We start from the raw sequence: 23996 nt of genomic DNA on the forward strand, positions 1-23996 counted from the left end.
TGGGAGCGGGACAGCGGGGATGCCGACCGCTGGCTGGTGGGCCATGACGCCGGGCCTTGCCAACCTTGCTTCCCCATGGCTGAATCGTGTCACCTAAGGGTTTGTGTAATGCTGGCTCGAGTAAGCTGATTTATCAAGCGCGATTACCTACGACCTTGGGCGTAGCCGGTGACACCAGTGACTCGGGTAGAATGAACCGCATCGGACACAAGGGGGTCACCATGACACTCGAAGAAATCGCCCGCCTGGCCGGCGTCTCACGGACGACAGCGAGCTATGTCATCAACGGCAAGGCCAAGGAACGGCGCATCAGTCAGGAAACTGTCGACCGAGTCATGGCGGTTGTCGAGCAACATCATTACCGGATCGATGCCCAGGCAGCAGCACTTAGACGGGGCGCCAGTCGCACCATCGGGCTTATTATTCCCGATCTGGAGAATGCCAGTTACGCCCTGCTTGCCAAGCGTCTTGAACAAGGCGCGCGACGTCGCGGTTACCAGCTACTGATCGCAGGCTCTGAGGATAACCCGGACAGCGAACGCGAACTGGCCCGTGCACTGCGTGCTCAGCGTTGCGAAGTGCTGATCGTGGCCAGCTGTCTGCCAATGGACGATGCCTTCTATGTCGATCTGATGGCAAAAGGACTCCCCGTCATCGCCGTGGACCGAGCCCTGAACCCGGACCATTTCATCAGCATCGTCAGCAATAATCAGTCGGCTGCCCAGGCGCTGACCGAATCGGTACTCACCTCCAGCCTCAAGTGTATTGCCTGGCTGGATGCCGTGCCTCAGCTGTCGATCAGCACCGAGCGACTATCCGGTTTTCACAGGGCACTAAAGGGTCATGATTGCCACGCGGTGACACTCAGTGGTGTCCGCTATGACAGACGGGAAGGAGCTCGTCTGATGCGGGAACTGCTTGAAGAGCAAGGCATGCCCGATGCGCTAGTCACCGCATCCTATACCCTGCTCGACGGAGTGCTCGACGAGCTACTGGAGAGCGGCGGCCTACCTCCCTCACTGCGACTGGCAACGTTCGGCGATGACCGACTGCTGGATTTCCTGCCACTGCCGGTCAACTCACTGCCTCAGCAACACGAACGGATTGCTGAACTGACGCTGGATCGCGCCATTGCTGCCGCCCAAGGCGACTACCGACCCGGCCAGGTGGTCGTGGAGCGTGCTCTGCACCGGCGGCTCCCCCCCGGTGGATAAGCGACAAGAGGTAGCAGTAAGCAAGACATCGATACGCGAAACACCGGTCATTCCGCGTTACTTTCCCGCGAGTCTTGCATGTCAATGGGACGGAGGCTGGTGCCATCAAGCCAGGCTTCGAGGTCATCGAGCGATGGTGACAGGCAGTTTTCGAGCGCATCCAGCAGCATCGTCAGGTGATCGTGAGGTGCACGCTGAGCCGCACTCTCAAGCTCCCTGGCCCGCTCTCCCACCTGACAGAGTCCCAGACTCAGCGCTTCGCCTTTTACCAAGTGAGCAAGCTGCATCACCTGATCGACTTGTCCGTTATTGATAGCGAGTGACAGTGCTTCGAGACGCCCCGGCATCTGGCGGCGATAGACATTTACTAGCTTTCTGACATCCTCAAGCGCCAGATGCTCATGCAACTCATCCAGCACATCCAGCGCAAGTCTTGGCTCATTCCCTGAGTCAACAGCGCTGGCCTCGATAGGCTCGGATGCGCTTTCTTCTGACGCACCGTCCTCCCCGGCTCGTCCATCCTCCGACGGTATGCTCGTCGTCTCGTCCATACCGCCGATATGGTGATGCAGCGTCGCCTGTAGCTGAGCACTGGAAAGTGGCTTGATCAGATAATCGTTCATGCCAGCAGCCAGGCAACGAGCATGTTCATCACCAAAGGTGCCAGCCGTCATGGCAACGATCGGTACTCGGGCACACCAATCGGCCCTTCTGCGCAACTGGCGAGTCACTTCAAACCCATCCAACAGAGGCATCTGCAGATCCATGAAGATCAGCGCAAAGGGATCACCCTGAGTGATCCTCAGCGCCTCCTCGCCGGACGAGGCAATCTCGACTCGACAGCCCAGGCGAGTGAGCATGATGCGCGCCACCTGCTGGTTGATCGCATTATCCTCGACGACCAATAGCCGCTGACCGGATGGTAAGGCGGGCCAGAAGTGCGGCTCAGCACTCTTATTCGTCTGCTCCGGAGGGTTGGCGCGGCGCAATGGCACCTCGAACCAAAAGCGGCTGCCCTCGCCCACGCGACTGATAAACTCGATGTCCCCGCCCATGGCACTCACCAGGCGTCTGCAGATCACCAGTCCCAGACCACTACCACCGAAGCGACGCGCCGTGGATGCATCACCCTGCCGAAAAGGCTCGAATAGACGATGACGCTGCTCGTCGGAAATGCCTGAGCCACTATCTCTGACCGAGACCAGAAGCCGCTCATCTGCGGAGTAGCTCACTTGCACCGAGACATCACCGTGCTCCGTGAACTTGATGGCGTTGGAGAGCAGGTTGAGAAGCACCTGGCGAAGCCGGCCTGGATCCCCCTGCAACCGCTCGGGGACGTCATCAGCCAGTTGTGAGGTCAGTGTAATGCCCTTGTAGGCGGCTCGTGGCTCGAAAAGTCGCACGGCTGCTTCAATCAGTTCCTGTAACGAGAAGTCGACATGCTCAAGCTCAAGATGACCCGACTCGATACGCGAGAAATCGAGAATATCGTTGATCAACCCCAGAAGCTTGTCGGCACTGTCATGGATGATCTCGGCATAGCGTCGCGAAGAGGGATCAAGCGGACGACCTCGCAGCATCTCACTCATGCCAATGACGCCATTAAGCGGAGTACGAATCTCGTGACTGACGGTCGCCAGAAACTCGGATTTAGCTTCATTGGCGTCCTGCGCCTTTTGAGCAGACTCTTCGAGGCGACGTCTCAGCACCTCCTGAGCACGCCGTGATTCGGCATTTTCCCGGGCCTCGCGGAACAAGAACCGGGTTACCATCAGAATCGACAGACTCATCAACCCAAGCAGGCTCAGCAGCATCCAATGCAGCCATTGGAGTGCCTCTCTTTCCTGCTGCTTGGCCTTGCCCAAATGCGTATTGGTGGCGATCACCAACCGCTGGCTAAGATCGATCAAGGGATCAAGTGCTGCCTGCAAAGAACGCCGGGAGGCCTCATCCAAGCGTTCTAGTCCCCCGAACTGCAGGTCGAGAATATCCATCTGGCTGGCAATGGCGGGTATCAGCTGTGTCTGATCGTCAATACGCTGAAAAAGCTCACCGATATCGCCGCGTTGCAGAATATTGAGTCGACTGTAAAGCAGCTCAAACTTGATCCGTAACGCATCAAGATCATTGACCTCGTCGAGCTTATCACGCAACTGAATGGCCTCACGATCCAGCTTGTAGGCCGCCCAGGTAACATCTCCCCCAACACTGTTTGCCAGACTCTCCTGGCGCCATACGATCATACCGGCCACCACCAACGCGGCGATAAAGAAACCAAGCACTGCGGCAGCGCCGAGCTTCAGACGCAACGGGTAGCGAAGATAATTCACCATCACGTCGACTGCCACTGGGAAAGTCGATGGCAATCAGTCTTAATGGACATGGATCTTGGCAACCTGCCAGACACTGCGATAGCGGATATCCTCGGTATTGAGGTCAGGATTCTCGTCGAAGGGGTACAATACGAATAGTGGGCCGAAATTGCGGATCACCAAAGGCTTACCGTCCATCGACATGGCGAGAATGACATCGTAATCCACAACATCACTGATCGGGATCAGCCCGATATAACCGTTCATCGCCTCGACTCGCAGCTCGTCGCCATCAGCGCCGACCCGGGAAAGTACGTCCCGGATCAGCGGGCCGCGGAATTGCCGTTTCCCATCCGTCCAAGGGGTGTGAGTGGTCAGGACGTGGGTCGGCAAGGTATGCAGCATCTTCCGGTCGAATCGAGCCTTGTCGCCAGCATTGGTATAACGAATGTCACCGCTAACCTCGAGCAGGACGTTGCCCGTCGGTTGCGGTAAAGACAATGAACCGGCATGAGCAGGCAGAAAGCTGAGGCTGACAAGCAGGAACAACGCCAGTGAATAGGTAATCGAATTCATGAAAGGCCTTAAGATTTTCTAAGAAGAGTGATCCTTACGTGCGCGATTATCGTGTGCTTTTGAGTAACCAGATCACGCCAGGATCTCGACCTTGTCAGCAAGAGATAAACGGCCTTCTTTCACTACCACCAGGTTCTGTCCAAACAGCACCTTGCCGTTATTACCGCGCCGATAGGTCGCCAGTGTCTTGAGCGGTTCCTTGCCAGGCAGGAATGTTCCGGTAAGCGGATCAACAGTAATCATGGCGCAGCGTGAGCAGGGTTCCATCACGGCAAGCTCCACTTCACCGATACGCAGGCGCTGCCAATTGTCCTCGGCGAAAGCGTCGCTGCCTGCTACAACCAGATTAGGCCGAAACTGCGCCATGCTATGGGGCCTGGCCTGGGACTTGGCCATGCGCTCGTTGAGATCATTAAGCGACCCTTCACCTATCAGCAGCAGCGGATAGCCGTCGGCAAACCCGACCGACTGCTCAATCGATTGCCGGTAACGCGGGGACTGCTCGCCGATACATAGCAAATGCGCCGATTCACCCAGCACCTCGGTGCACCAGGCATCAGCTTCTCGCGTCGTGGTCAAGGCATCGAAGCGATCCCCCCAGACCTCGGTGCCAAAGGGCGTCAGGTCAAAATCAACCCTTGAGAGTGCTAGATCCGGGTGGCCGGGAAAACTCAGTGTCACGGTGTCTACACCCAATTGCACCTGTATCAGTTCGAGCCTTGGGTGAGTGCGGGCCGTGATAAAGCGGCCATCCGGGCGCGACATCATCATACGCCGATCCCCGACAATTCCCTCCCGTTGCACATCAGCATGTTCGAGAATCTCTCCCGCACAGGACTTTAGGGGATAGCGATAAAGAGCAGACACATGCAGGGGGGTGGCGATCATGGCAGGCGGTCCGTGCAGGCAATGGTTTGCATAGCGAGAGGTGATAAAACCTCTCGCTACATCACTTGTTAAACGTGATTCACCTGCACAGCTTACCGAAGATCGCCAATAGCGGACCAGCGGTCGCGTCAATCAGTTCTTGGATTGTTCAATGATCTCAACATTGACCAAATCTTCGTAGGCATGCCAGCTGGCATGGCCCAGCACCGGCAGGATCACGGCCAGGCCGATGTAGAAGGTCACCACGCCAAGCAGTACGCTGCCGGTAAGGATCACGGCCCACAGCAGCATGGGACGGAAATTCTGCGCAACCGCCTTTAGGCTCGCCTCGATGCCTTCCATGAAGGTCAGATCCTGATCCATCAGGGTGGGGATGGCCACCACGCTGATCGAGAAGGCACCGAAGGCCAGCACCGCCCCTACCGCCGTGCCCACCAACAGCATGCTCAAGCCCTCGGAGGTCGTCAGCAGTGCCGTATAGAGGGTATCGGGGCTTGGCACATCGAAGCCAAAGAAGAGCGCGAACAATAACGTGGCCAGACGAATCCAGGCGAGGAAGAAAATCATCATCATGAGGCCCATCATCGCCAACTGGCCTGTATGAGCGCTCCAGGCACCGAAGGCGTCCCCCATGGTCGGTGACCGGTTTTCCTCAAGGGCGCGGCTGATACCGTAGGAGCCAACCGCCACCAGGGGACCTAAAAACATGAACCCGGCAACCAGCGGCAGCAACCAGTGCCAGAGATCGAGGGTGAAGGCAGCCAGGGTTATGGCCAGGCTAAGTCCCACCCAGAACATGCCATAGGCCAAACTGACGGCCGTGGCATCACGAAAGTCCTGGAAGCCAGCAACCAACCAGCTTCTGGGCTTGTCCATACCTACCGAGTTGATGCTGATTTTAACGTTGTAGTCTGAAGGCTTCGGGCCCTTCGATGTGACTGCATTCATGGCATTCCCCTTAACCGTTCGCGGTAATGGTGTCCATCGAGCCTTGGCCGTGCTCCGCATCCTGCGATATCAATTAAACGCGTTGGCCAGTACGGCAAGATGCCTTAATGCTTGTTCCCGTTACTCTTCTCTCAATGTAGACGAGAGGGAGAAAGCTTGCCCCTGCAAAGACTTATCCTCTTCTACGCTCAAACCACGCTTCTCTGGCGAGTCGTGCAGAAAGGCCAACCCCCGACTGGCAAAACCAGTCGGGGGTTGGCGGCATGCAGAGACAGAGTGGCGTCGATGAATCAGCGTACGACCATCACCGACATCTTGCTGTGGTGCACCACATGTTCCGCATTGGGTCCCAGCAGATAATCGGCAAATTTGCGCTTGTTGTGCGAGGCCATCACCACCAGATCGATCTCCAGTTTCTTGGCGACATCGATGATGGCTTCCCAGGGTGAGCCCTCGGCGATAACACATTTTGCGCTGACGTCACTTGGTACGTGCTGCTTGACGAACTCCTGCTGAGCATCACTTATGGCCTGATGCGCCTTCTCACTGAAGTCGGCAGGAAAATAGGACCCCACCAGGGGCATGCGATAGTCAGGCAGTACTGTCACGAGATACAGCGACGCATCGAAAGTACGGCACAGCGCCAAGGCGGTGGGCAGCGCCCTTTCCCAGGACGCTTCCTCATTCAGATCCACCGGCAGCAGGATTTTCTGATACATGGTCTAGCCCTCCGTTACGCGGTAGCCGGCTTGGTTGAGGTGTCTCGACGGCGCCGCTGTAGCAGCACAATCAGGACAAAAAGCCCGAACGCCGGAATCCACATCCATTCCTTCGACCAACGATCCACCGGCGCCAGCACCTCGATGATTTCCTGATCGAAGTCGAAGCCAAGCTTCTCCGCCTGGCTGCCGAAGGCAACCATATCGACGATGACGCTCTCATCCTCGATCAGCAGCTCCAGGCCGAAATTAGCCAGACGCTCCTCACCCGTTTCGCCTTCAGGTACCGGCAATGTCATGTAGGTGGTCAAAGGATCACCGTAGGGATCTTTGCCTGACACCTGCAGGCGCAGCGTGCTGTCGTCATCCATTTCACCAAGCTGCTGCACGAACTGGGTCGGCGGCACCGACTGGTAAGGATCATGGATCATGTCCATCCAGAAACCCGGGCGGAACAGGGAAAAGGCCACCAGCAACAGCAGTACGCTTTCATACCAACGGTTACGGGTCAGCATGAATCCCTGTGTCGCCGCCGCAAAGATCAACATGGCAAGCGTCGATACAACGAATACCACAATGCCCTGCAGGAAGGTCACATCGATCAGCAGCAGGTCAGTATTGAAGATGAAGAGGAACGGCAGCGCTGCGGTCCGCAGGCTGTAGTAGAACGCCTGGAAGCCGGTTCTCAGCGGATCACCGCCCGATACGGCAGCAGCGGCAAAGGATGCCAGCCCCACCGGCGGAGTAACGTCGGCCATGATGCCGAAATAGAACACGAAGAGGTGCACGGCGATCAGCGGCACCAGCAGACCATTCTGCTCACCCAGCGTCACGATCACCGGCGCCAGAAGCGCCGACACCACAATATAGTTGGCAGTGGTCGGCAACCCCATGCCGAGGATCAAGCTGAGCACTGCCGTGAGCATCAGGATCAGCATCAGGTTGCCCATCGACAGGATCTCGACCACGTCGGCGAGCACAAGACCTACGCCGGTCTGCGACACGGCACCCACGATGATGCCTGCGGTAGCCGTCGCAATACCGATACCGATCATGTTGCGCGCACCGGTCACCAGCCCATCCCACAGGTCCAGGAAGCCTGACTTGATGTTCTCGACAAGCTCGCTCTGCCCCCGGAATATTCCCGAAATAGGACGCTGGGTCACAATGATGAAGGTCATGAACACCGTGGCCCAGAAGGCCGAAAGCCCTGGCGAAAGCCGCTCGACCATCAGACACCAGACCAGCACCACGACAGGCAGAATATACTGTAGCCCTACCATCACGGTCGGCCGCGTCTGGGGCAGCGTGATCACTGGCGAATTGGGATCGTCGATCTCGAGCTCAGGATAGTTGGCCCCCACCTTGAGCAGGCCAACATATATAGCTGTCAGTCCAGCCGCCACCACCCAGGGTGTCGCATCGCCGAGTATTGGCTTTAGCCACCCCAAGCCGTAATAAACCACCAGAGCGGTGATCATCATCAACAGCAGACCACCCAGAAATCCGACGGCCTTGCGGACCAGCGGCTTGGGCGGGTTGCTGCTCTGAAGTCCCTTCATGTTGGCCTTGAGGGCCTCGAGGTGGACGATGTAGACCAACGCGATATAGGAAATGAGCGCCGGCAGGAAGGCATGTTTGATGACGTCTACATACGAGATGCCCACATACTCGACCATCAGGAAGGCCGCTGCCCCCATGACCGGCGGCATGATCTGACCATTCACCGAGGAAGCGACCTCGACGGCCCCAGCTTTCTCGGAGGAAAAGCCGACACGCTTCATCATCGGAATCGTAAAGGTGCCGGTAGTGACGACGTTGGCAATGGAAGAACCCGAAATCAGGCCGGTCATGCCCGAAGCGACAACTGCAGCCTTGGCTGGACCCCCCTTGTAGTGGCCGAGTAACGAGAAAGCGACCTTGATGAAATAGTTACCGGCACCCGCCTTGTCGAGCAGGGCACCAAACAACACAAACAGGAAAACGAAGCTGGTCGACACCCCCAGCGCAATGCCGAATACCCCCTGGGTCGTCAGCCACTGGTGGTTGATCAACCCGGGAATGCTGACACCGCGGTGCGACAGAATGCCCGGCATGTAGGGACCTGCCAGCGAATAACCGATAAATACCATGGCCACGATCATCAGCGGCGGGCCAAGCGCCCGGCGGGTGGCCTCAAGCAGCAGCAGGATACCAATGACGCCGACAATCACGTCCTGCATGACCGGCGCCCCAGGGCGTTGGGCCAACTGCTCGTAGAAAATAAACATATAGGCCCCGGCGAGTGCCGCCAGCAGGCCCAGTACCCAGTCCTGGATAGGAATACGATCCCGCGGAGAATTCTTGGAGGCGGGATAGGCCATGTAGGCCAGGAAGAGGGCGAAAGCCAAGTGAATCGAGCGCGATTCTGTGGCGTTGAACACCCCGAATTCGAGTATGAAAGGTAGCGGTGAAGCAATCCAAAGCTGGAAAAGCGACCAGACCGCCGCCGTTACCACCAAAATTTTGCCGGGCATCCCGGGCGGCTTACGCGAACCGGAATCCGAGGACGCAACCATATCCTCGAGATCGGCACTCGAAGCCGAGGCTCTTGTCTTGTCTTCGCTCATGAAATCATCCTGATTGCCATCATCACCGGAAAAAGCCTAGTCGCCCGGGCCATGCCACGGGTCTAAAACCAAGATGCGCGACCTCCCTTTTGGAACGGCCGCGCACCGAGTCAAGAGCTTAAGCTCCTGTCAGGCCTGAATCACTCGATCCAGCCACGCTCACGATAGTAACGGGCAGCCCCCGGGTGCAGCGGCGCTGACAGCCCTTGGGTGACCATCTCTTCTTCCTTCAGGTTAGCGAAGGCGGGGTGTAGGCGCTTGAAGCGATCGAAGTTATCGAACACTGCCTTGACGCTTTGATAGATGATGTCCTCGTCCACAGAGGCCTTGGTGACAAAGGTTGCCGCCACACCGAAGGTAGTGACATCTTCATCATTACCCTTGTAGAGGCCGCCCGGGATCACCACCTCGGAATAGTACGGATACTCCTCGACCAGCCCCTCGATGGCGGGGCCATCCAACGGAATCAGGTTGGCATCGACGGTAGTGGTGGCTTCCTGAATGGAGCCGTTCGGGTGACCGACCACATAGACCATGGCATCGATGTTGTTATCGGCAAGGGCAGCAGCCTGCTCGGCGGCATCCAACTGAGAGGCCAGCGAGAAGGTGTCCTCGGTCCACCCCTTGGCGTCCATGACCTCTTCCATGGTGTTGCGCTGGCCAGAGCCCGGGTTACCGATATTGACACGCTTGCCCTCAAGGTCATCGAGGGTTTCGATGCCGGAATCGGCGCGAGCCAACAGGGTTAGCGGCTCCCCGTGTACGCGGAAGACCGCGCGCAGCTCGGGGTAAGCATCGCCATCGAAGGTGCCCGTACCGTTATAGGCTTGATATTGCACGTCGGACTGGGCAACACCCATGTCGAGCGCGCCGGACTTGATGCCGTTGATGTTAGCGACGGAACCGCCGGTCGACGGTGCGTTGCACTTGATATCAGAGTCTTCAAGACGGTTCACGAGACGACAGATCGACTGACCGACCACATAGTAGACGCCGGTCTGACCGCCGGTACCGATGGTGATGAAGCGCTCCTGAGCCACGACCGGCGAGGAGAACATGGCAGCACCCGTCAGCAGGCCCGTTACGGCTGCAGCAGTGATTGCATGGCGTTTCATTCAGACACCTCTTGATAGTGTTGATGTTGGATGGCTATGCCACCTCTGCGACATCTTCGCTCAGCCCTTTCGTCGGCGGGCATACCCGAATGGCGATATCTTTCTGCTTTTTGGCGATCATCGCATTCGTTGTATCAGTTATAGCTTGCCTGCGCGGGTCTGGCGACGTTGCGCTTTCAGCGTTTCCTGCCAATGATGCTTACAAGCAAATGAGTATGCACTACTTTAGATCATAGCGACCATACGATTCAGGTGTTTACACTAACTAGCCTAGTCATCCTTCGCGTTGAATCATGTAAAATCATGTCAACTCTCTTCGCGATAGTCGGATAGACCTGGATATTGCCGTTAGGCTTGATAGCACCCAAGAGGATTAAGGAGGACAGCATGACACCCACCGTCGAGATTGAATGCCGTCAGGGTGACATCGCCAACCAGCCCGACATGGACGCGGTGGTTAATGCCGCCAATGCACAGCTCATGTCGGGTGGCGGCGTCGCCGGCGCTCTGCATCGAGCCGCTGGCCCGGGCCTCGCCCATGAGTGTCAACCAGAGGCACCGATCCGGCCCGGTCAGGCGGTAATCACCGGTGCCCATGACTTGCCCAACCGCCATGTCATTCATTGCCTGGGGCCCGTCTATGGTCGTGATGAGCCCTCGGACGCCCTGTTGGCGTCCTGCTACCGGGAGGCCATCAGACTGGCCGAGGAACAGGAACTGGCCTCGATCGCCTTCCCTGCCCTATCCACTGGCGCTTTCGGCTATCCCATGAACGAAGCGACCCGGGTGGCGCTGACCACGGTCTTGAAGGAGACCCAGCACTGCGATCACCTTCGACAGGTGCGTTTCATCCTGCACGATGGCGAAAGCCTGGCGCTCTATCAGCAAACGCTGTCGATGCTTAAGGATGCCGAATCGTCCTGAGTGGCCTCGTCCCGGGGTGATGGGTAGAGTGGTAGCGACCTCGAACTAGCCACATCATCCTGACACCCGCCATGCTGCCACTGATTCACCACCCGGGTTACACCATCGAGATGCCACCACGGCATCCCTTCCCGATGGCTAAATTCCGGGTGCTGCGCGAGACATTAGCCGCCGAGAAGCTCGAGCATCTTGCCGAGTGGATCACCCCACAGCCAGCAAGCGAAGCCAGCCTGGCCCGCGTGCATACGGCCGACTATCTGCACGCCTTCCTTGGCGGCACCCTGAGTGAGTCGGCCCAACGTCGCAGCGGTTTTCGCTGGTCCGAGTCACTTGTCGTCCGCACGCTGCTTGAAGTGGGCGGCACCCAGGCAAGCGTCGAAGCGGCCCTTGATACCGGCCTTGCCTGCAACACCGCTGGCGGTACCCACCATGCCCATGCCGATGCCGCCAGCGGCTACTGCCTGATCAATGATCTTGCGGTCGCCGCGGCCCATGCCTTGGAGCGGAGATGGGTGAAGCGCATCCTGATCGTCGACCTGGACGTTCACCAGGGCGACGGGACCGCACGGCTTTTCCGCAACGATCACCGTGTCTTCACCTTCTCGATGCATGGGGCAGAGAACTTTCCGGCCCGCAAGCAGCATAGCGACCTGGACATCGCCCTGCCTCGTGGCACAGGTAATCTAGACTACCTGGCACGCTTGAGGGCGAGTCTGCCCCCATTACTCGTCCAGTTCGCCCCGGAGCTGGTGATATATGATGCTGGTGTCGACGTGCATGCCGATGACCGCCTCGGTCACCTGGCATTGTGCGATGACGGGCTGTTCGCTCGAGACCATTACGTGTTGGAGACCTGTCGAGACGCACAGATCCCGATAGCAGCGGTCATCGGCGGCGGCTATGATCGCGACCTAAAGGCGCTGGCCAATCGCCACGCTCAGCTACATCGCGCCGCCAGCACTCTGCTTTGAATCGACGTTGCCTATGTTCAAGCGATCCGCTCAGGCGTCACAGAAAAAGACATCATGATGGTGGTCAGGGCCCCACCAGGGAGTCGCGGCACTCACGTCGATGCGCGGCAGACATCTGGCGTCGACGCGCCCGCAGCCGATTGCCGCGAGGTTCCTGGTAGCCGGCGCGCAGCTCGCGCTGAACGGCCTCGAGACGGCGTTCGAGGCTATCGCAGCGAGCGTCCTGCCCACTTGCCGAGCGTTGCGATCGTTGGGCGGATGACCTGGGTGATGGCGGCTGATAGGGTGAGTCTTCGGGAGGACGCATGGTGTTGAGATCCGGCAGATCATCAAGCGCACGGCGCTCGGCCCCACCGACGGGGGCATGGTCGGCGAAGTGCCATTGGCCCTGGTCATCCTGCCAGGAATAGACCTGCGCCTGAGCGACCATCGCCCACACTGTCAACACAAGGCAAAGCCCTAGCCGACTCAGGCGCAGGCATGTCATTGCCTCATAACGCACTCGCGTCACTGCTTTCATAGGTTCCACCTCCCTGTGGTTCCTGTCTTGCTGCTTTCACTGCAAAAGTGGGCTCCCCTCTTCCGTGGGGAGCCTTCTCGGCATCTGGCTAGACGTTATAGCCCAGAACCCCCGGCAGCCATAGGGCGATGGCCGGAAATATCGCGACCAGCGCAAGTGCCGCGCCCATGGCCACGACGAACACCAGCGCCCAGCCCACGGTCTGCTCGAGACGAACCTTTGCCACCTCCGTGGTAACCATCAGGTTCACCGCGACGGGTGGCGTGAACTGACCGATGGCGATATTCATCGCCAACAGAATACCGAACCACACCGGGTGCCAGCCGAAATGCTCCATTACCGGGATCAGGATCGGCATCATGATCAGATAGATCGAGATCGCATCCAGCACCATGCCGGCGAGCAACACCGCCAGCATGATCAGTACCAGCAGCCAGACGCCGTTGTCGGAAAGACCAATGATCCACTCGGCCAGGTGCCGGAAGGTACCGAGCATGGTGCCGGCCCAGGCGAAAATGCCTGCAAGCGCAATGATCAACATCACCACTCCGGTGATGACCGCAGCCTCGCCGAACAGCCGCCACAACTCACGCCAGTCAAGCTCACGGGTCAGGAAGACGCCCACGATCACACCGTAGGTGACCGCCGCCACCGCCGCCTCGGTGGGCGTAAAGAGGCCCGAGCGCAGCCCTCCAAGGATCAGCACCGGCGCGAACAGCGCCGGTAGTGCCTGGCGGAAGCTCTCGCCCAGTGCCGGTCGCACCACGTTCTCCGGCGCCTCCCAGCGATAGCGCCGCGACAGCCACCAGGCCGGCACCAGCAGGGCCGCGCCAGCCAGCATGCCCGGGAAGAGCCCGGCCGCGAACAGCGCCCGCAGATCAACGCCGGGCACCACGATCGAATACAGGATCAGCGCCACCGAGGGCGGAATCAGGATCGCCGTTGAGGCGGATGCCGCAATCAGTGTTGCCGAGAAGGGCTTGGGGTAACCCGCCCGGGTCATGCTCGGCAGCATCACCATGGCCACGGCCGCCGCATCGGCAGGTCCCGAGCCACTCATGCCGCCCATGATCATGCACACCAGCACCGCCACCAGAGCGAGTCCCCCATGGCGCGGGCCTATCAATGCCTGGGCGAAACGCACCAAACGGGCGGCCACCCCCGCACGCTCAAAGATCAGACCCGTGAGGATAAACAGCGGTATGGCGATCAAGGGGTATTTGGCGACGCTGTTGTAGGTGTTGGTGCCAAGCGTCGCCAGCATCGTCGCCGGCAGCCCCAGCACGATACCCAGCGCCCCGGAGAGACCGAGCGAAAAAGCCACCGGCACGCCGGCGATCAGGAGACCGACGAAGGCCAGGATCATCCATACATCAGGACTCATCTTGGATGCCTCCGCGTAAGCGATCCAGGCACTGCTGACTGAGGCGTAACAGCATCAACGCGGCAAGCACCGGCAACCAGATGATGTACCACCATTGCGGCAGGCCAAGCCCCGGTGACAGCGATTGCCAGTGGTATTCCTCCCAGGCAAGCTTGCCACCGAACCACACGATCAGCCCAAGCACCGTGGCGCCACATAGCCACTGAAAGACGATCAGTGCCTTGCGCGGCCCCGCCGGCAGGGCACACTCGAGCAGGCTGATACGGATATGACCGTTGCGCCGCAGCGCCACCGAGGCACCGGCAAAGGTCAGCACCACCAACAAGAACACCGAGAACTCCTCGGTAAAGGCGAAGGAGGCATCGGTCACGTAGCGCACCACGACATTGGCCAGGCTGATCAGCGCGATGATCACCAGCGACAGCGTGGCCAGCACCCGTTCGGGCCGGGCATCAGGGAAATGTTTCATGGAGACCTCGAGCATCAAAGCAACGGCCCCCTCAAGGGGGCCGATCAATCGGACACACGCCTTTATCTCTTCACAACGGCAGGGAACCTGATCTTCAGTTGGCCGCCATGTCGTCGCGGGCAGCCTGTACCAGCTCCTCGCCGATCTGCTCATTCCAGGTCGCATAAACGCTCTGGGTCGCCTCGACGAAGGCCTCGTGCTGCGCGTCGGTGAGCTCCACGATCTCGACGCCACGTTCCTCGATCGCCGCCCGACGCTCGCTCTCTTCGTCGCGCGTCATGGCGATCTCCCACTCGCCGGCGTCAACGGCGGCCTCGCGCAGCAGGGCCTGATCCTCGGCGGAAAGCGAGCCCCAGACCCGCTGATTGGCCGCGAACACCAGGGGGTCGTTCATGTAATTCCACAGCGTCAAGTTTGTCTGGCCGACCTGGTCGATGCGTGCCACGTCGAAGACCGAGAGCGGATTCTCCTGTCCGTCGACGGCGCCGGTGGTCAGTGCCGGCTTGGCATCCGCCCAGCTCATTTGCGTGGGGTTGGCGCCCAGTGCCTCGAAGGTATCCTGAAACAGCGGCGAGCCCACCACACGAATCTTCAGGCCCTCGAGATCACTCGGCTCATCGATGAGGCCTTGTGAGTTGGAAAGCTGGCGAAAGCCGTTTTCGCCCCAGGCAAGCGGTATCACACCAGCCGATTCGATCGCCGCGAAGACCTGCTCGCCGGCTTCCCCACCGGTCACGGCATCGACCGCTGCGTTGTCGGGCATGAAGAACGGCAGCGAAAACAGGTTCAGCTCCGGTACCTGTGGCGACCAGTTGATGGTCGACCCCACCGCCAGGTCGATCAGCCCCGAGCGCATGGCCGAGAACTCGCGGGTCTGATCGCCAGACACCAGTTGGGCATTGGGGTAGACGCGCAGTGTCAGGCGACCGTCAGAGCGCTCCTCGACGAGCTCGGCCCATTTCTCCGCCGCCTGGCCCCAGGGAAAAGCATCCGACAGCACGGTCGAAACCGACAGTTCCCGAGCCTGAGCAGACAGTGCCGTACACAGTAGCGCCGTACCGGCCAGGGCCGTGGTCAGGCGAGAAAAGCGAAACGTCATCATGTCGTGTCCTTATTGAGGCACCATGACACCCGATGGCCAAGCCTGAGGTGCGGGCCTTCATTATTGGTATGGATTCATTAGCGAGTCCACTTGCAGTGTAAATAGAAGCCGAACGAAATGATGCCAAACCAAGGTATGAGGCAATCCTTCAAGGTGTCTCACCTGCTGGTCGCCTTTTTGGCGGACGCTGAACGCCCTCTCATCCATGCCTCGTCTTTTCCACACATACCACCTCGGGCAAACGCAGGCCGTAAACTGCTATGCTGCTAACTTTTGTCCGCCGACCACTCTTAAGGATGAGCCGTGCCACTCCGCGACCTGCTACTGGGCCTCTTCGTCATTGCCATCTGGGCGCTGAACATCATCGTCATCAAGCTTGGTGTGGCCGACCTGCCGCCCCTGCTGCTGACGACCCTACGCTTCGCGCTGGTGGCCGTGCTGCTGGTACCCTTTCATCCTGTGCCGCGCCACCAGATCCCTTTCTTGATGCTACTGTCACTGACCTTTGGCAGCCTGCACTTCGCCCTGCTGTTCATCGGCCTGGGTCAGGCCGAGGCCGGCACCGGTGCGCTGCTGGTGCAGATGGGTACGCCTTTCGCCACGCTGCTGGCGGTGATCTTCCTGCGCGAGCATCTGGACGCGCGCCGGCTGGGCGGCCTGTTGCTGTCCTTCGCAGGCGTCGTGGTACTGGCCGGCGGCCCTACCCTGCCCTCGCCGCTGCCGCTGGCTCTCTTGCTGCTCAGCGCCCTGGGCTGGGCGATCTCGCAGCTGTTGATCAAGCGCGGGCCCAAGATTCCACCACTGGCCCTGGCGGGCTGGATAGCCCTGTTCGCGGTTCCCCAGGTGGCACTTGGTTCCTGGTGGTTCGAGACCGGCCACCTCGACGCCCTGCGCAACGCCGGCTGGGCCGGCTGGGGAGCGGTGGGCTATACCGCGGTGATGTCATCCATCGTCGCCTACGGTATCTGGTACGGGCTGCTGCGACGCCACCCGGTGAGTCGTGTCACTCCGCTGACGCTGTTGATGCCGGTGGGGGCGGTACTGCTGGGCGCCTGGCTGCTCGGCGATAGCCTGGGCATCAACAAGCTAGCCGGCGGCGGTCTGGTGCTTGCCGGGCTGGCGTTGATCATCCTCCAGCCGGCACGCCGAAAAGCCACCTCTTGAGCGTCAGGGGCGGCACTGCTCATGCAAATGCTCGTCCGCCAGGTGCTTTGCCTGAGCGGGCAGGCTGACACAGTCTCCGACCTTGATGCCACGCTCGGCAAAGTAGCCGGCATTGACCTCCAGTGCCGCCAGATATGTCACACCGGCGCGATAGGCACGGCACTCTCCCGGCGCCTCAGAATTGCAGGGGGGCATCTGGCGGATGGCGGCGATACGCCCTTGGCTATCGATGAAGGCGATATCCAGGGGAATCAGGGTGCGATACATCCAGAAGCCGCTGTCCGGCGACTGGGGGCGAGAATAGAGAAACAGCATGCCGGCCCCTGGCGCCAAGTGTTCGCGTCCCATCAAGCCATTGGCCCGCTGCTGCGGGCTTTCCGCCAGTTCCACCTTGAGGCGCGACGGCCCATGAGCGCCGTGAATGGCCAGAGTCGTCGTCTCATAGTGGATTTCCTCGGCAAGCGCCACGCCCCCTGACCAGCCGGTCAGCGGCAGCAACGCACTCACGCCAAGGACGCCGCCGGCGGCGGCCGCCCCTGTCAGGAAACGACGACGGCTCATACCGATGGCAGTGGTGATGGTCTCGTTCATGCGTGGCTCTCTCGAATCATGATGATGCTCCTTGCATCAGGTGGATACCGCTCGCTAGCAGCGAAACCTGCACGATTTCGCCTCTCGCCAGCCCATTGCGACGGGCGGCATGAGTGGTGATATCAAAACGCAGCGTCTCTACATCATGCCCGAAGGCCAGGGTGATTTGCGTCACTCCCCCCAGCATCACCATTTCCTGCACGCGGCCTGCTACCGGGTTTTCTCGCTCGCCCCGTGATGGTCGGCCACGCCGATGCATCACCACATCCGAGGGAGGCAGGTACCAGCGCAGGGTCTGGCCGAGCGTTGCCTCCTCGAGGCCTTGATCGACTTCCAGCCAGTAGGAGCCCCAGGCCAGCCGACGGACACCGTTAACCTCGACCACCTCGCCACTGAAGATGTTGTGGCGATCCAGCAGCCGGGCGACCTGCGGCGAGGCGGGGGCCCGAAACAGGGTTTCCGGCGGCCCGCTCTGCAGCGTCCTGCCCCCGTGCAGCACGCACAGCCGGTCGGCCAGGGCGCTGGCCTCCTCGAGATCATGGGTGACCAGCACCATGGGAATGGTCAGGGTTTCACGCAACAGGGCCAGTTCGCGCTGCAGGCGTCGCCGAGTTACCTGATCCACCGCCGAGAAGGGTTCGTCGAGCAGCAACACTTGCGGCTTTCGGGCAAGGGCTCGGGCCACGGCCACCCGCTGGCGCTGGCCACCAGAAAGCTGGTGGGGAAAGCGGTCTTCGAGTCCCTCGAGGCGCACCCGGGTCAGCCAGGCGTGAGCCGTGGCTAACCGCGCGTCCCCAGAGCTCTCTTCCACCGCCAGCAGGACATTGTCACGGGCGCTCAAGTGAGGAAAGAGGGCATAGTCCTGAAAGACGAAGCCGATGCGTCGGGCCTGAACGCTGAGTGAATGCCCGCGCTCGGCATCGAACCAGGCCTCGCCACCGCAGTGAATATGGCCGCCATTTACCCGGGTCAGGCCGGCGATCGCCCGAAGCAGCGTGGTCTTGCCGCTGCCGGATGGCCCGACAAGTCCCAGAAGTTCACCCGGTGCGCAGCTAAAATCAGCCGCCAGCGGAATGGGGCCGGCCTGATGCAGCGAGACATTGAGCCCCTTGCAATGGCCCTCCTCGAGAACGGCTCCCCCGGCCTTCTGATCATCGTGTCCGCGCTCAGCCATGGCGACGCCCTCCTCGCCGGGAAAGCCCATAGACAATGCCGATGGTCAGAAACGAGATACCCAGCAACAGCAATGACATACGAGCGGCACCGGCCTCGTCGAAGGCCTGGACGCGGTCGTAGATAGCGATCGACAGGGTGCGCGTCTCGCCATCGATGGCACCGCCCACCATCAGGATCACCCCGAACTCACCCAGGGTGTGGGCGAACGTCAGGGCCAACGCCGACACCACGCCAGAGCGTACCAGGGGCAGCTCGATGCGCCAGAAGGTCTGGCGTGGCGATAGGCCACTGCACCAGGCAGCCTCACGCAAGGTATCCGGCACCGCTTCAAAGGCCCGCTGAATGGGCTGCACGGCGAAGGGCAGGTTGACCAGCAGCGAGGCCAGCAGGATGCCGGTAAAGGTGAAATTCAGACTGGTGCCGGTAAGCGACTGCCAGAGCCCGCCCAAGGGACCATCGCCGGCAAAGGCCAGCATCAGATAGAACCCGAGCACCGTCGGCGGCATCACCAGCGGCAGCGCCACTAGCGCCTCGAACAACGCTCGACGACGCTGTATCCGGGCCAGACGTCGCCCGAGCCACAACCCAACCGGCAGCAGAATCAGGCAAGTACCCAACGCCAAACGCAACGAGACAGACAGGGCGCTCCAGTCCATCAGGACGCGTCCAGGTCCGGCACGCCGAAGCCGTAGTCGCGCAACACACGCCTCGCAGCGTCACTCTGGAGGTAGGCATAAAAGGCCTCGGCGGTTTCCCCGGCTCCCTGCACAAGCGCCATGCGCTGATGCAGCGGCGCATGCCAGGCCTCGGGAATCAGCCTGTAGTCACTTTGCTTGGCAAGCATTGGTGAATGCACCAGCGAATAGGCCACCAGACCGCCGCGGGTGTCCGCGGAAAGCGCGAAGCGTGCCGCCTGGGCCACGTTCTCGCCCATCACTTGCAAGGGCCGACTGGCGTCCCATAGTCCCTCGTGTTCAAGGACTTGACGCGCCGCCACGCCATAGGGGGCATGCTCGGGGTTGGCCAGCGCGATGCGGGAGCGCGTGCCGTCAGCCCGCCAGGTCTTAACGGCTGCCTGCACCGCAGCAAGCGGAGCCTCTACGGGGGGGAGCTCGCTATCCTGGTCCTCGCCTTCTTGCCCCTGCCGCCCCTGGCGTTGCAGCCAGACCAGACGACCGCGGGCATAACGCACCCCGGCATCACGGGTCTTGCCTGCCTCATGAAGGGCCTGAACATAACCTTCGTTGGCCGACAGAAAGAGCTCGAAGGGCGCGCCCTGAGCGATCTGGCGGCGGAAGTTGCCCGACGAGCCCATGTTGAGGATCACCTGGCGTCCGCTGGCGTCCTGGAAATCCTCGGCAATTTCGGTCAGGGCGAACTGCAGGCTCGACGCCACGGCGATGCGCGGCACCTCCTCGGCCATGGCGGCTGGCGCGACGGCCAGACCCGCGATCATCAGCCACTGTGCCAACCGCCGCATCAACGAGCGCATAGTGAAATCCTTGTCTGAGGCTCAAGGGGGAAAATGGAAAAACCGCAGGTGCATATCATCACAGCGGCTCTGCGGCAGCAACGCGGCCGGCAACGCTGAGCGGCAAGGTCACGGCATGCTGTCACGTCAATGCAATGAGACTAATACAACCTGGCAGTCATGATGCCAACTCACGAGAGTCTCAATTTCCCCGCATGCCACGTCCCGCTCAACCCATGATGCAGCAAAGCGACGCTCACTGGCTTGATGCCATTATCAAGGCCGAGGCGCTGACGGTGCTCTTTCAACCCATTGTCGATGGCGAAAGCCAGTTGATCTTTGGTTACGAGGCCCTGGTGCGTGGGCCGTCGGATTGCCCACTGCACTCCCCACTGATGCTATTCGGCGTTGCCGAACAAGAAGGGCGACTGGTTGAACTCGACCTCCTTTGTCGACGGTTGGCCATCCAGCACTTTGTCGAACAGGACCTGCCAGCGCACCTGTTTCTCAATGTGATGCCGGCGACCCTCCTTGAACGGGATTTCCGCGAAGGCGCCACCATCGAGTACCTGGGACAACTCGGCCTTTCTCCACAACGGGTGGTCATCGAACTGACCGAGCACGCACCGATCCACGACTACGATTTGATGCGTCGGGCCGTCGGCCACTATCGGGACATGGGCTTCCAGGTGGCGCTTGACGATCTCGGCGCCGGCTATTCGGGACTTCGCCACTGGGCCGAGCTGCGTCCGGATTTCGTCAAGATTGATCGCCACTTCATCGAAGGCATCGATAAGGACAGCCCCAAGCAGCAGTTCCTGCGTTCGATCATCGACGTCGCTCGCAACCTGAACTGCACGCTTATCGCCGAGGGCATCGAAACCCGCGAGGAATATCATACGCTGTGGGGCATGCAGGTAACCTACCTGCAGGGCTATCATTTCGCTCGTCCCAGCGACCAGCCACCCCAGAGCATCGCAAATCTCATGCCCACTGGCGGGCGCCACTACAACAAGAGCGTCACAGCTGCCTCGATCTGCAAGCCGATTGCGGCAATCGATGCCAAGGCCAAGCTGCAGGCGTTGCTTGATCGCTTCAAGAGTGAACCCAATCTTCGCTGCGTGGCACTGGTCAGCCAGGGCCGCCCGACGGGTATCATTCGTCGCAATACCTTTCTGACGCTATTTGCCAACCCCTTCGGTCACTCGCTTTATGCCAAAAGCACCTTGGACGAGCTGAGCGAAAAGCACATGATCCTGGCCCGTCTCAACACTCCATTGGAACAGTTGAGCCAATGGATCACCGAGACAGAAGGCGAGCGCCATGAAGATGTCGTGATCGTCGACGATGCCGGTGAATACCAGGGGATGGGCAATATCATCGACCTGCTGCGTGAAATCACGGCCTATCAGGTACGCCTAGCCCGCCATGCCAATCCCTTGACCGGTCTACCCGGCAACGCCCTGATCAATGACGCCCTGGCGACACGACTGAACGATGGACGTGACTTCGTCGCGGCGTACTGCGACCTGGATCAGTTCAAAGCGTATAACGATGGCTACGGCTATGCCCATGGCGACGAGGTTATCATTGCCGTGGCGAACCTGCTGCAGGACACCCTGCGGGAACATGGCCACTTCGTCGGTCATATCGGCGGTGACGATTTCATGCTGCTGCTGAGCGGAGACGACTGGCAACAACATTGCCAGCAGGTGTTGGACCGCTTCGAGGCGATGACACCAAGCTTCTACCGACCCAGTGATCGACAGGCCGGCGGACTGACAGGCGAAGATCGTCAGGGCCAGCGACGCTTCTTTCCCTTTATCAGTCTCAGCATCGCCGCGCTGCCGGTTGACCCACAGCACTTCAAGAGTGCCGTGGCCATCTCCGACAGGCTCTGTGAACTCAAACGCCATGCCAAACGCACACCTGGTAATTACCTGCTGATCGAGCGCCGACGCCAATAACCTGCCATGGTGGCCTTCAGAGGCACGCTCTCACCTGCCAGAGGACTCCCCAGGGAGGCCTGGGTAACCAGACGCCAGTTCGGGACTCCTTCGCATGCCCATGAGCCCTGCGTGGCGGAGTCGCTCGGCGATCCGCGGGAAGATCGCGATCCAGCAGTGAATCGATTGTGAAGAAGCGGGCGCGAACCGGTACAATACGCGCCCACTCTTTTGCCACTTGCTCGGCCACGCTGAGCCCTTTCGATTGGACCGCCTTTTGATCTCCACCGCCAATATCACCATGCAGTTCGGGGCCAAGCCCCTGTTCGAGGATGTCTCGATCAAGTTCAATAACGGCAATCGTTATGGACTGATCGGCGCCAACGGCTGCGGCAAGTCGACCTTCATGAAGATTCTCGGTGGCGATCTCGAGCCGTCCGGCGGGCAGGTAATGCTCGATTCCGGTACCCGCCTGGGCAAGCTGCGCCAGGACCAGTTCGCCTATGAAGACCACCGGGTGATCGACACCGTGATCATGGGCAACACCGAACTGTGGGAGGTCGCAGACGAGCGCGAGCGGATCTACTCGAACCCGGAGATGAGCGAAGAAGACGGCATGCGCGTCGCCGATCTCGAGACCCGCTTCGCCGAACTCGACGGCTACACCGCCGAGGCCCGCGCTGGCGAGCTGTTGCTGGGGCTCGGCATTCCCGAGGCCCAGCATTTCGGCCCGATGAGTGCCGTATCGCCGGGCTGGAAGCTACGTGTACTGCTGGCTCAGGCCCTTTTCGCTGATCCCGATGTGCTGCTGCTCGACGAGCCCACCAACCATCTGGATATCAACACCATCCGCTGGCTGGAAGACGTGCTCACCGCGCGCAACAGCACCATGGTGATCATTTCCCACGATCGCCACTTCCTCAACAGCGTCTGCACCCACATGGCCGACCTCGACTACGGCGAGATCCAGCTGTTCCCGGGTAACTACGACGACTACATGACCGCGGCCACCCAGGCTCGCGAGCGTCTGCACGCCGATAACGCCAAGAAGAAGGCCGAGATCGCCGACCTGCAGGCCTTCGTCAGTCGCTTCTCGGCCAACGCCTCCAAGGCCAAGCAGGCGACATCTCGCCAGCGCAAGATCGACAAGATCCAGCTCGAGGAGGTCAAACCCTCGAGTCGCGTCAGCCCCTTCATCCGTTTTGAACAGAACAAGAAGATCCACCGCGGTGCGGTACAGGTCGAATCGCTGGCCAAAGGCTTCGACGAAGGCCCGCTGTTCAAGAATCTGGGCATGCAGATCGAGGCCGGCGAACGCGTGGCGATCATTGGCCCCAACGGCGTCGGCAAGACCACCCTGCTGCGCTGCTTGAGCGGTCACCTGACACCGGACGAAGGCGAGGTGAAATGGACCGATAGCGCCGAGCTTGGCTACTTCGCCCAGGATCACGCCGACGACTTCGCCAACCCGGCCACCCTCTATGAGTGGATGGCCCAGTGGACCGACGGCGGCGAACAGATGATCCGCGGGGCCCTTGGCCGCATGCTGTTCTCCAACGACGAGATCGGCAAGTCAGTGAAGGTGATCTCCGGTGGCGAGCAGGGCCGCATGCTGTTCGGCAAGCTGGCCCTGCAGAAGCCTAATGTGCTGCTGATGGACGAGCCCACCAATCACCTGGACATGGAATCCATCGAGGCCCTCAACTTGGCCCTGGAGCACTACCCGGGCACCCTGGTGTTCGTCAGCCACGACCGCGAGTTCGTGTCCTCGCTTGCCACCCGCATCCTCGACATGAGCGGCGAGCGGATCGTCGATTTCAGCGGCAGCTACGACGACTACCTGAAGAGCCAGGGCGTCTACGGCTGACCGACAGGAGCTGTCGGACTGTCACGCCAG

The 23996-nt window shown here is 60.3% G+C and carries 21 protein-coding genes; 6 read left to right on the forward strand and 15 right to left on the reverse strand.

The annotated features are described in order from the left end of the window. Positions 1–221 precede the first annotated feature (221 nt). Entirely contained in the window at positions 222–1214 is a 993-nt protein-coding gene (gene cra / locus HF027_RS00485) for a catabolite repressor/activator (protein WP_168011871.1), read from the forward strand. A gap of 47 nt (positions 1215–1261) precedes the next feature. Here the strand turns inward: cra and HF027_RS00490 are convergent, their stop codons facing one another. From HF027_RS00490 to HF027_RS00520, 7 genes are all read right to left on the reverse strand, one after another. Then, complete coding sequence (locus tag HF027_RS00490) at positions 1262–3547, reverse strand: ATP-binding protein (protein ID WP_168011872.1); 2286 nt, start codon at positions 3545–3547, stop codon at positions 1262–1264. Positions 3548–3586: 39 nt separating this feature from the next. Further along, the gene (locus HF027_RS00495) at positions 3587–4102 is read right to left on the reverse strand and encodes a putative pterin-binding protein (protein WP_168011873.1); all 516 of its coding nucleotides are present in this window, start codon (positions 4100–4102) and stop codon (positions 3587–3589) included. Between the two features lie 72 nt (positions 4103–4174). After that, entirely contained in the window at positions 4175–4990 is an 816-nt protein-coding gene (locus HF027_RS00500; protein WP_168011875.1) for an MOSC domain-containing protein, read from the reverse strand. A 132-nt stretch (positions 4991–5122) separates the two neighbouring features. Then, a complete protein-coding gene (locus HF027_RS00505) occupies positions 5123–5938 on the reverse strand; it encodes a DUF2189 domain-containing protein (RefSeq protein WP_168011877.1) in 816 nt (271 codons plus the stop codon). Between the two features lie 290 nt (positions 5939–6228). After that, positions 6229–6657, reverse strand: coding sequence for a universal stress protein (locus HF027_RS00510; protein ID WP_168011878.1), 429 nt, complete (start codon positions 6655–6657; stop codon positions 6229–6231). Positions 6658–6671: 14 nt separating this feature from the next. Next, positions 6672–9266: a TRAP transporter permease gene (locus HF027_RS00515; RefSeq protein WP_168011879.1), complete on the reverse strand. Its 2595-nt coding sequence runs from the start codon at positions 9264–9266 to the stop codon at positions 6672–6674. Between the two features lie 140 nt (positions 9267–9406). Then, positions 9407–10381, reverse strand: coding sequence for a TAXI family TRAP transporter solute-binding subunit (locus HF027_RS00520; protein ID WP_168011880.1), 975 nt, complete (start codon positions 10379–10381; stop codon positions 9407–9409). A gap of 387 nt (positions 10382–10768) precedes the next feature. Here HF027_RS00520 and HF027_RS00525 point away from each other — a divergent pair, with 387 nt between their 5' ends. After that, positions 10769–11305, forward strand: coding sequence for a macro domain-containing protein (locus tag HF027_RS00525; protein ID WP_168011881.1), 537 nt, complete (start codon positions 10769–10771; stop codon positions 11303–11305). A gap of 71 nt (positions 11306–11376) precedes the next feature. Beyond that, positions 11377–12276, forward strand: a complete 900-nt coding sequence (locus tag HF027_RS00530) for a histone deacetylase family protein (RefSeq protein ID WP_168011882.1) — start codon at positions 11377–11379, stop codon at positions 12274–12276. 64 nt (positions 12277–12340) lie between these two features. Here HF027_RS00530 and HF027_RS00535 read toward each other — a convergent pair whose 3' ends face one another. The 4 genes from HF027_RS00535 to HF027_RS00550 form a co-directional block, all read right to left on the reverse strand. Then, positions 12341–12796 carry a DUF4124 domain-containing protein gene (locus HF027_RS00535; RefSeq protein WP_168011883.1) on the reverse strand — a complete coding sequence of 152 codons (456 nt, stop codon included), beginning with the start codon at positions 12794–12796 and terminating at the stop codon, positions 12341–12343. Between the two features lie 88 nt (positions 12797–12884). Continuing rightward, positions 12885–14180 (reverse strand): TRAP transporter large permease, encoded by a 1296-nt coding sequence (locus HF027_RS00540; protein WP_168011884.1) that lies wholly within the window; start codon positions 14178–14180, stop codon positions 12885–12887. Next, positions 14170–14649 (reverse strand): TRAP transporter small permease, encoded by a 480-nt coding sequence (locus tag HF027_RS00545; protein WP_168011886.1) that lies wholly within the window; start codon positions 14647–14649, stop codon positions 14170–14172. Before HF027_RS00545 ends, HF027_RS00540 begins: the two co-directional genes overlap by 11 nt. A gap of 94 nt (positions 14650–14743) precedes the next feature. After that, positions 14744–15751 (reverse strand): DctP family TRAP transporter solute-binding subunit, encoded by a 1008-nt coding sequence (locus HF027_RS00550; RefSeq protein WP_168011888.1) that lies wholly within the window; start codon positions 15749–15751, stop codon positions 14744–14746. A gap of 303 nt (positions 15752–16054) precedes the next feature. Between HF027_RS00550 and HF027_RS00555 the strand changes: the two genes are divergently transcribed. After that, positions 16055–16915 carry a DMT family transporter gene (locus tag HF027_RS00555; protein WP_168011890.1) on the forward strand — a complete coding sequence of 287 codons (861 nt, stop codon included), beginning with the start codon at positions 16055–16057 and terminating at the stop codon, positions 16913–16915. A 3-nt stretch (positions 16916–16918) separates the two neighbouring features. On the opposite strand, the gene HF027_RS00560 is transcribed toward HF027_RS00555, so the two are convergent. From HF027_RS00560 to modA, 4 genes are read right to left on the reverse strand one after another with little or no spacing between them, the layout of a single operon-like run. Then, complete coding sequence (locus HF027_RS00560) at positions 16919–17506, reverse strand: DUF192 domain-containing protein (protein WP_245184381.1); 588 nt, start codon at positions 17504–17506, stop codon at positions 16919–16921. A 16-nt stretch (positions 17507–17522) separates the two neighbouring features. Next, positions 17523–18680: an ABC transporter ATP-binding protein gene (locus HF027_RS00565; protein WP_168011892.1), complete on the reverse strand. Its 1158-nt coding sequence runs from the start codon at positions 18678–18680 to the stop codon at positions 17523–17525. Next, positions 18673–19338, reverse strand: a complete 666-nt coding sequence (gene modB / locus HF027_RS00570) for a molybdate ABC transporter permease subunit (RefSeq protein ID WP_168011894.1) — start codon at positions 19336–19338, stop codon at positions 18673–18675. Before modB ends, HF027_RS00565 begins: the two co-directional genes overlap by 8 nt. After that, positions 19338–20174: a molybdate ABC transporter substrate-binding protein gene (gene modA / locus HF027_RS00575; RefSeq protein WP_168011896.1), complete on the reverse strand. Its 837-nt coding sequence runs from the start codon at positions 20172–20174 to the stop codon at positions 19338–19340. The genes modB and modA overlap by 1 nt, the downstream gene beginning before the upstream one ends. A 215-nt stretch (positions 20175–20389) precedes the next feature. On the opposite strand from modA, the gene HF027_RS00580 reads away from it, so the two are divergent. Next, on the forward strand, positions 20390–22120 hold the full coding sequence (locus tag HF027_RS00580; protein WP_342448690.1) for a bifunctional diguanylate cyclase/phosphodiesterase: 1731 nt from the start codon (positions 20390–20392) through the stop codon (positions 22118–22120). 256 nt (positions 22121–22376) lie between these two features. Beyond that, positions 22377–23966: an ABC-F family ATPase gene (locus HF027_RS00585; protein ID WP_168012242.1), complete on the forward strand. Its 1590-nt coding sequence runs from the start codon at positions 22377–22379 to the stop codon at positions 23964–23966. Positions 23967–23996 lie beyond the last annotated feature (30 nt).

This window comes from Halomonas salinarum, assembly GCF_012062845.1.
Lineage (GTDB): Bacteria > Pseudomonadota > Gammaproteobacteria > Pseudomonadales > Halomonadaceae > Onishia > Onishia salinarum.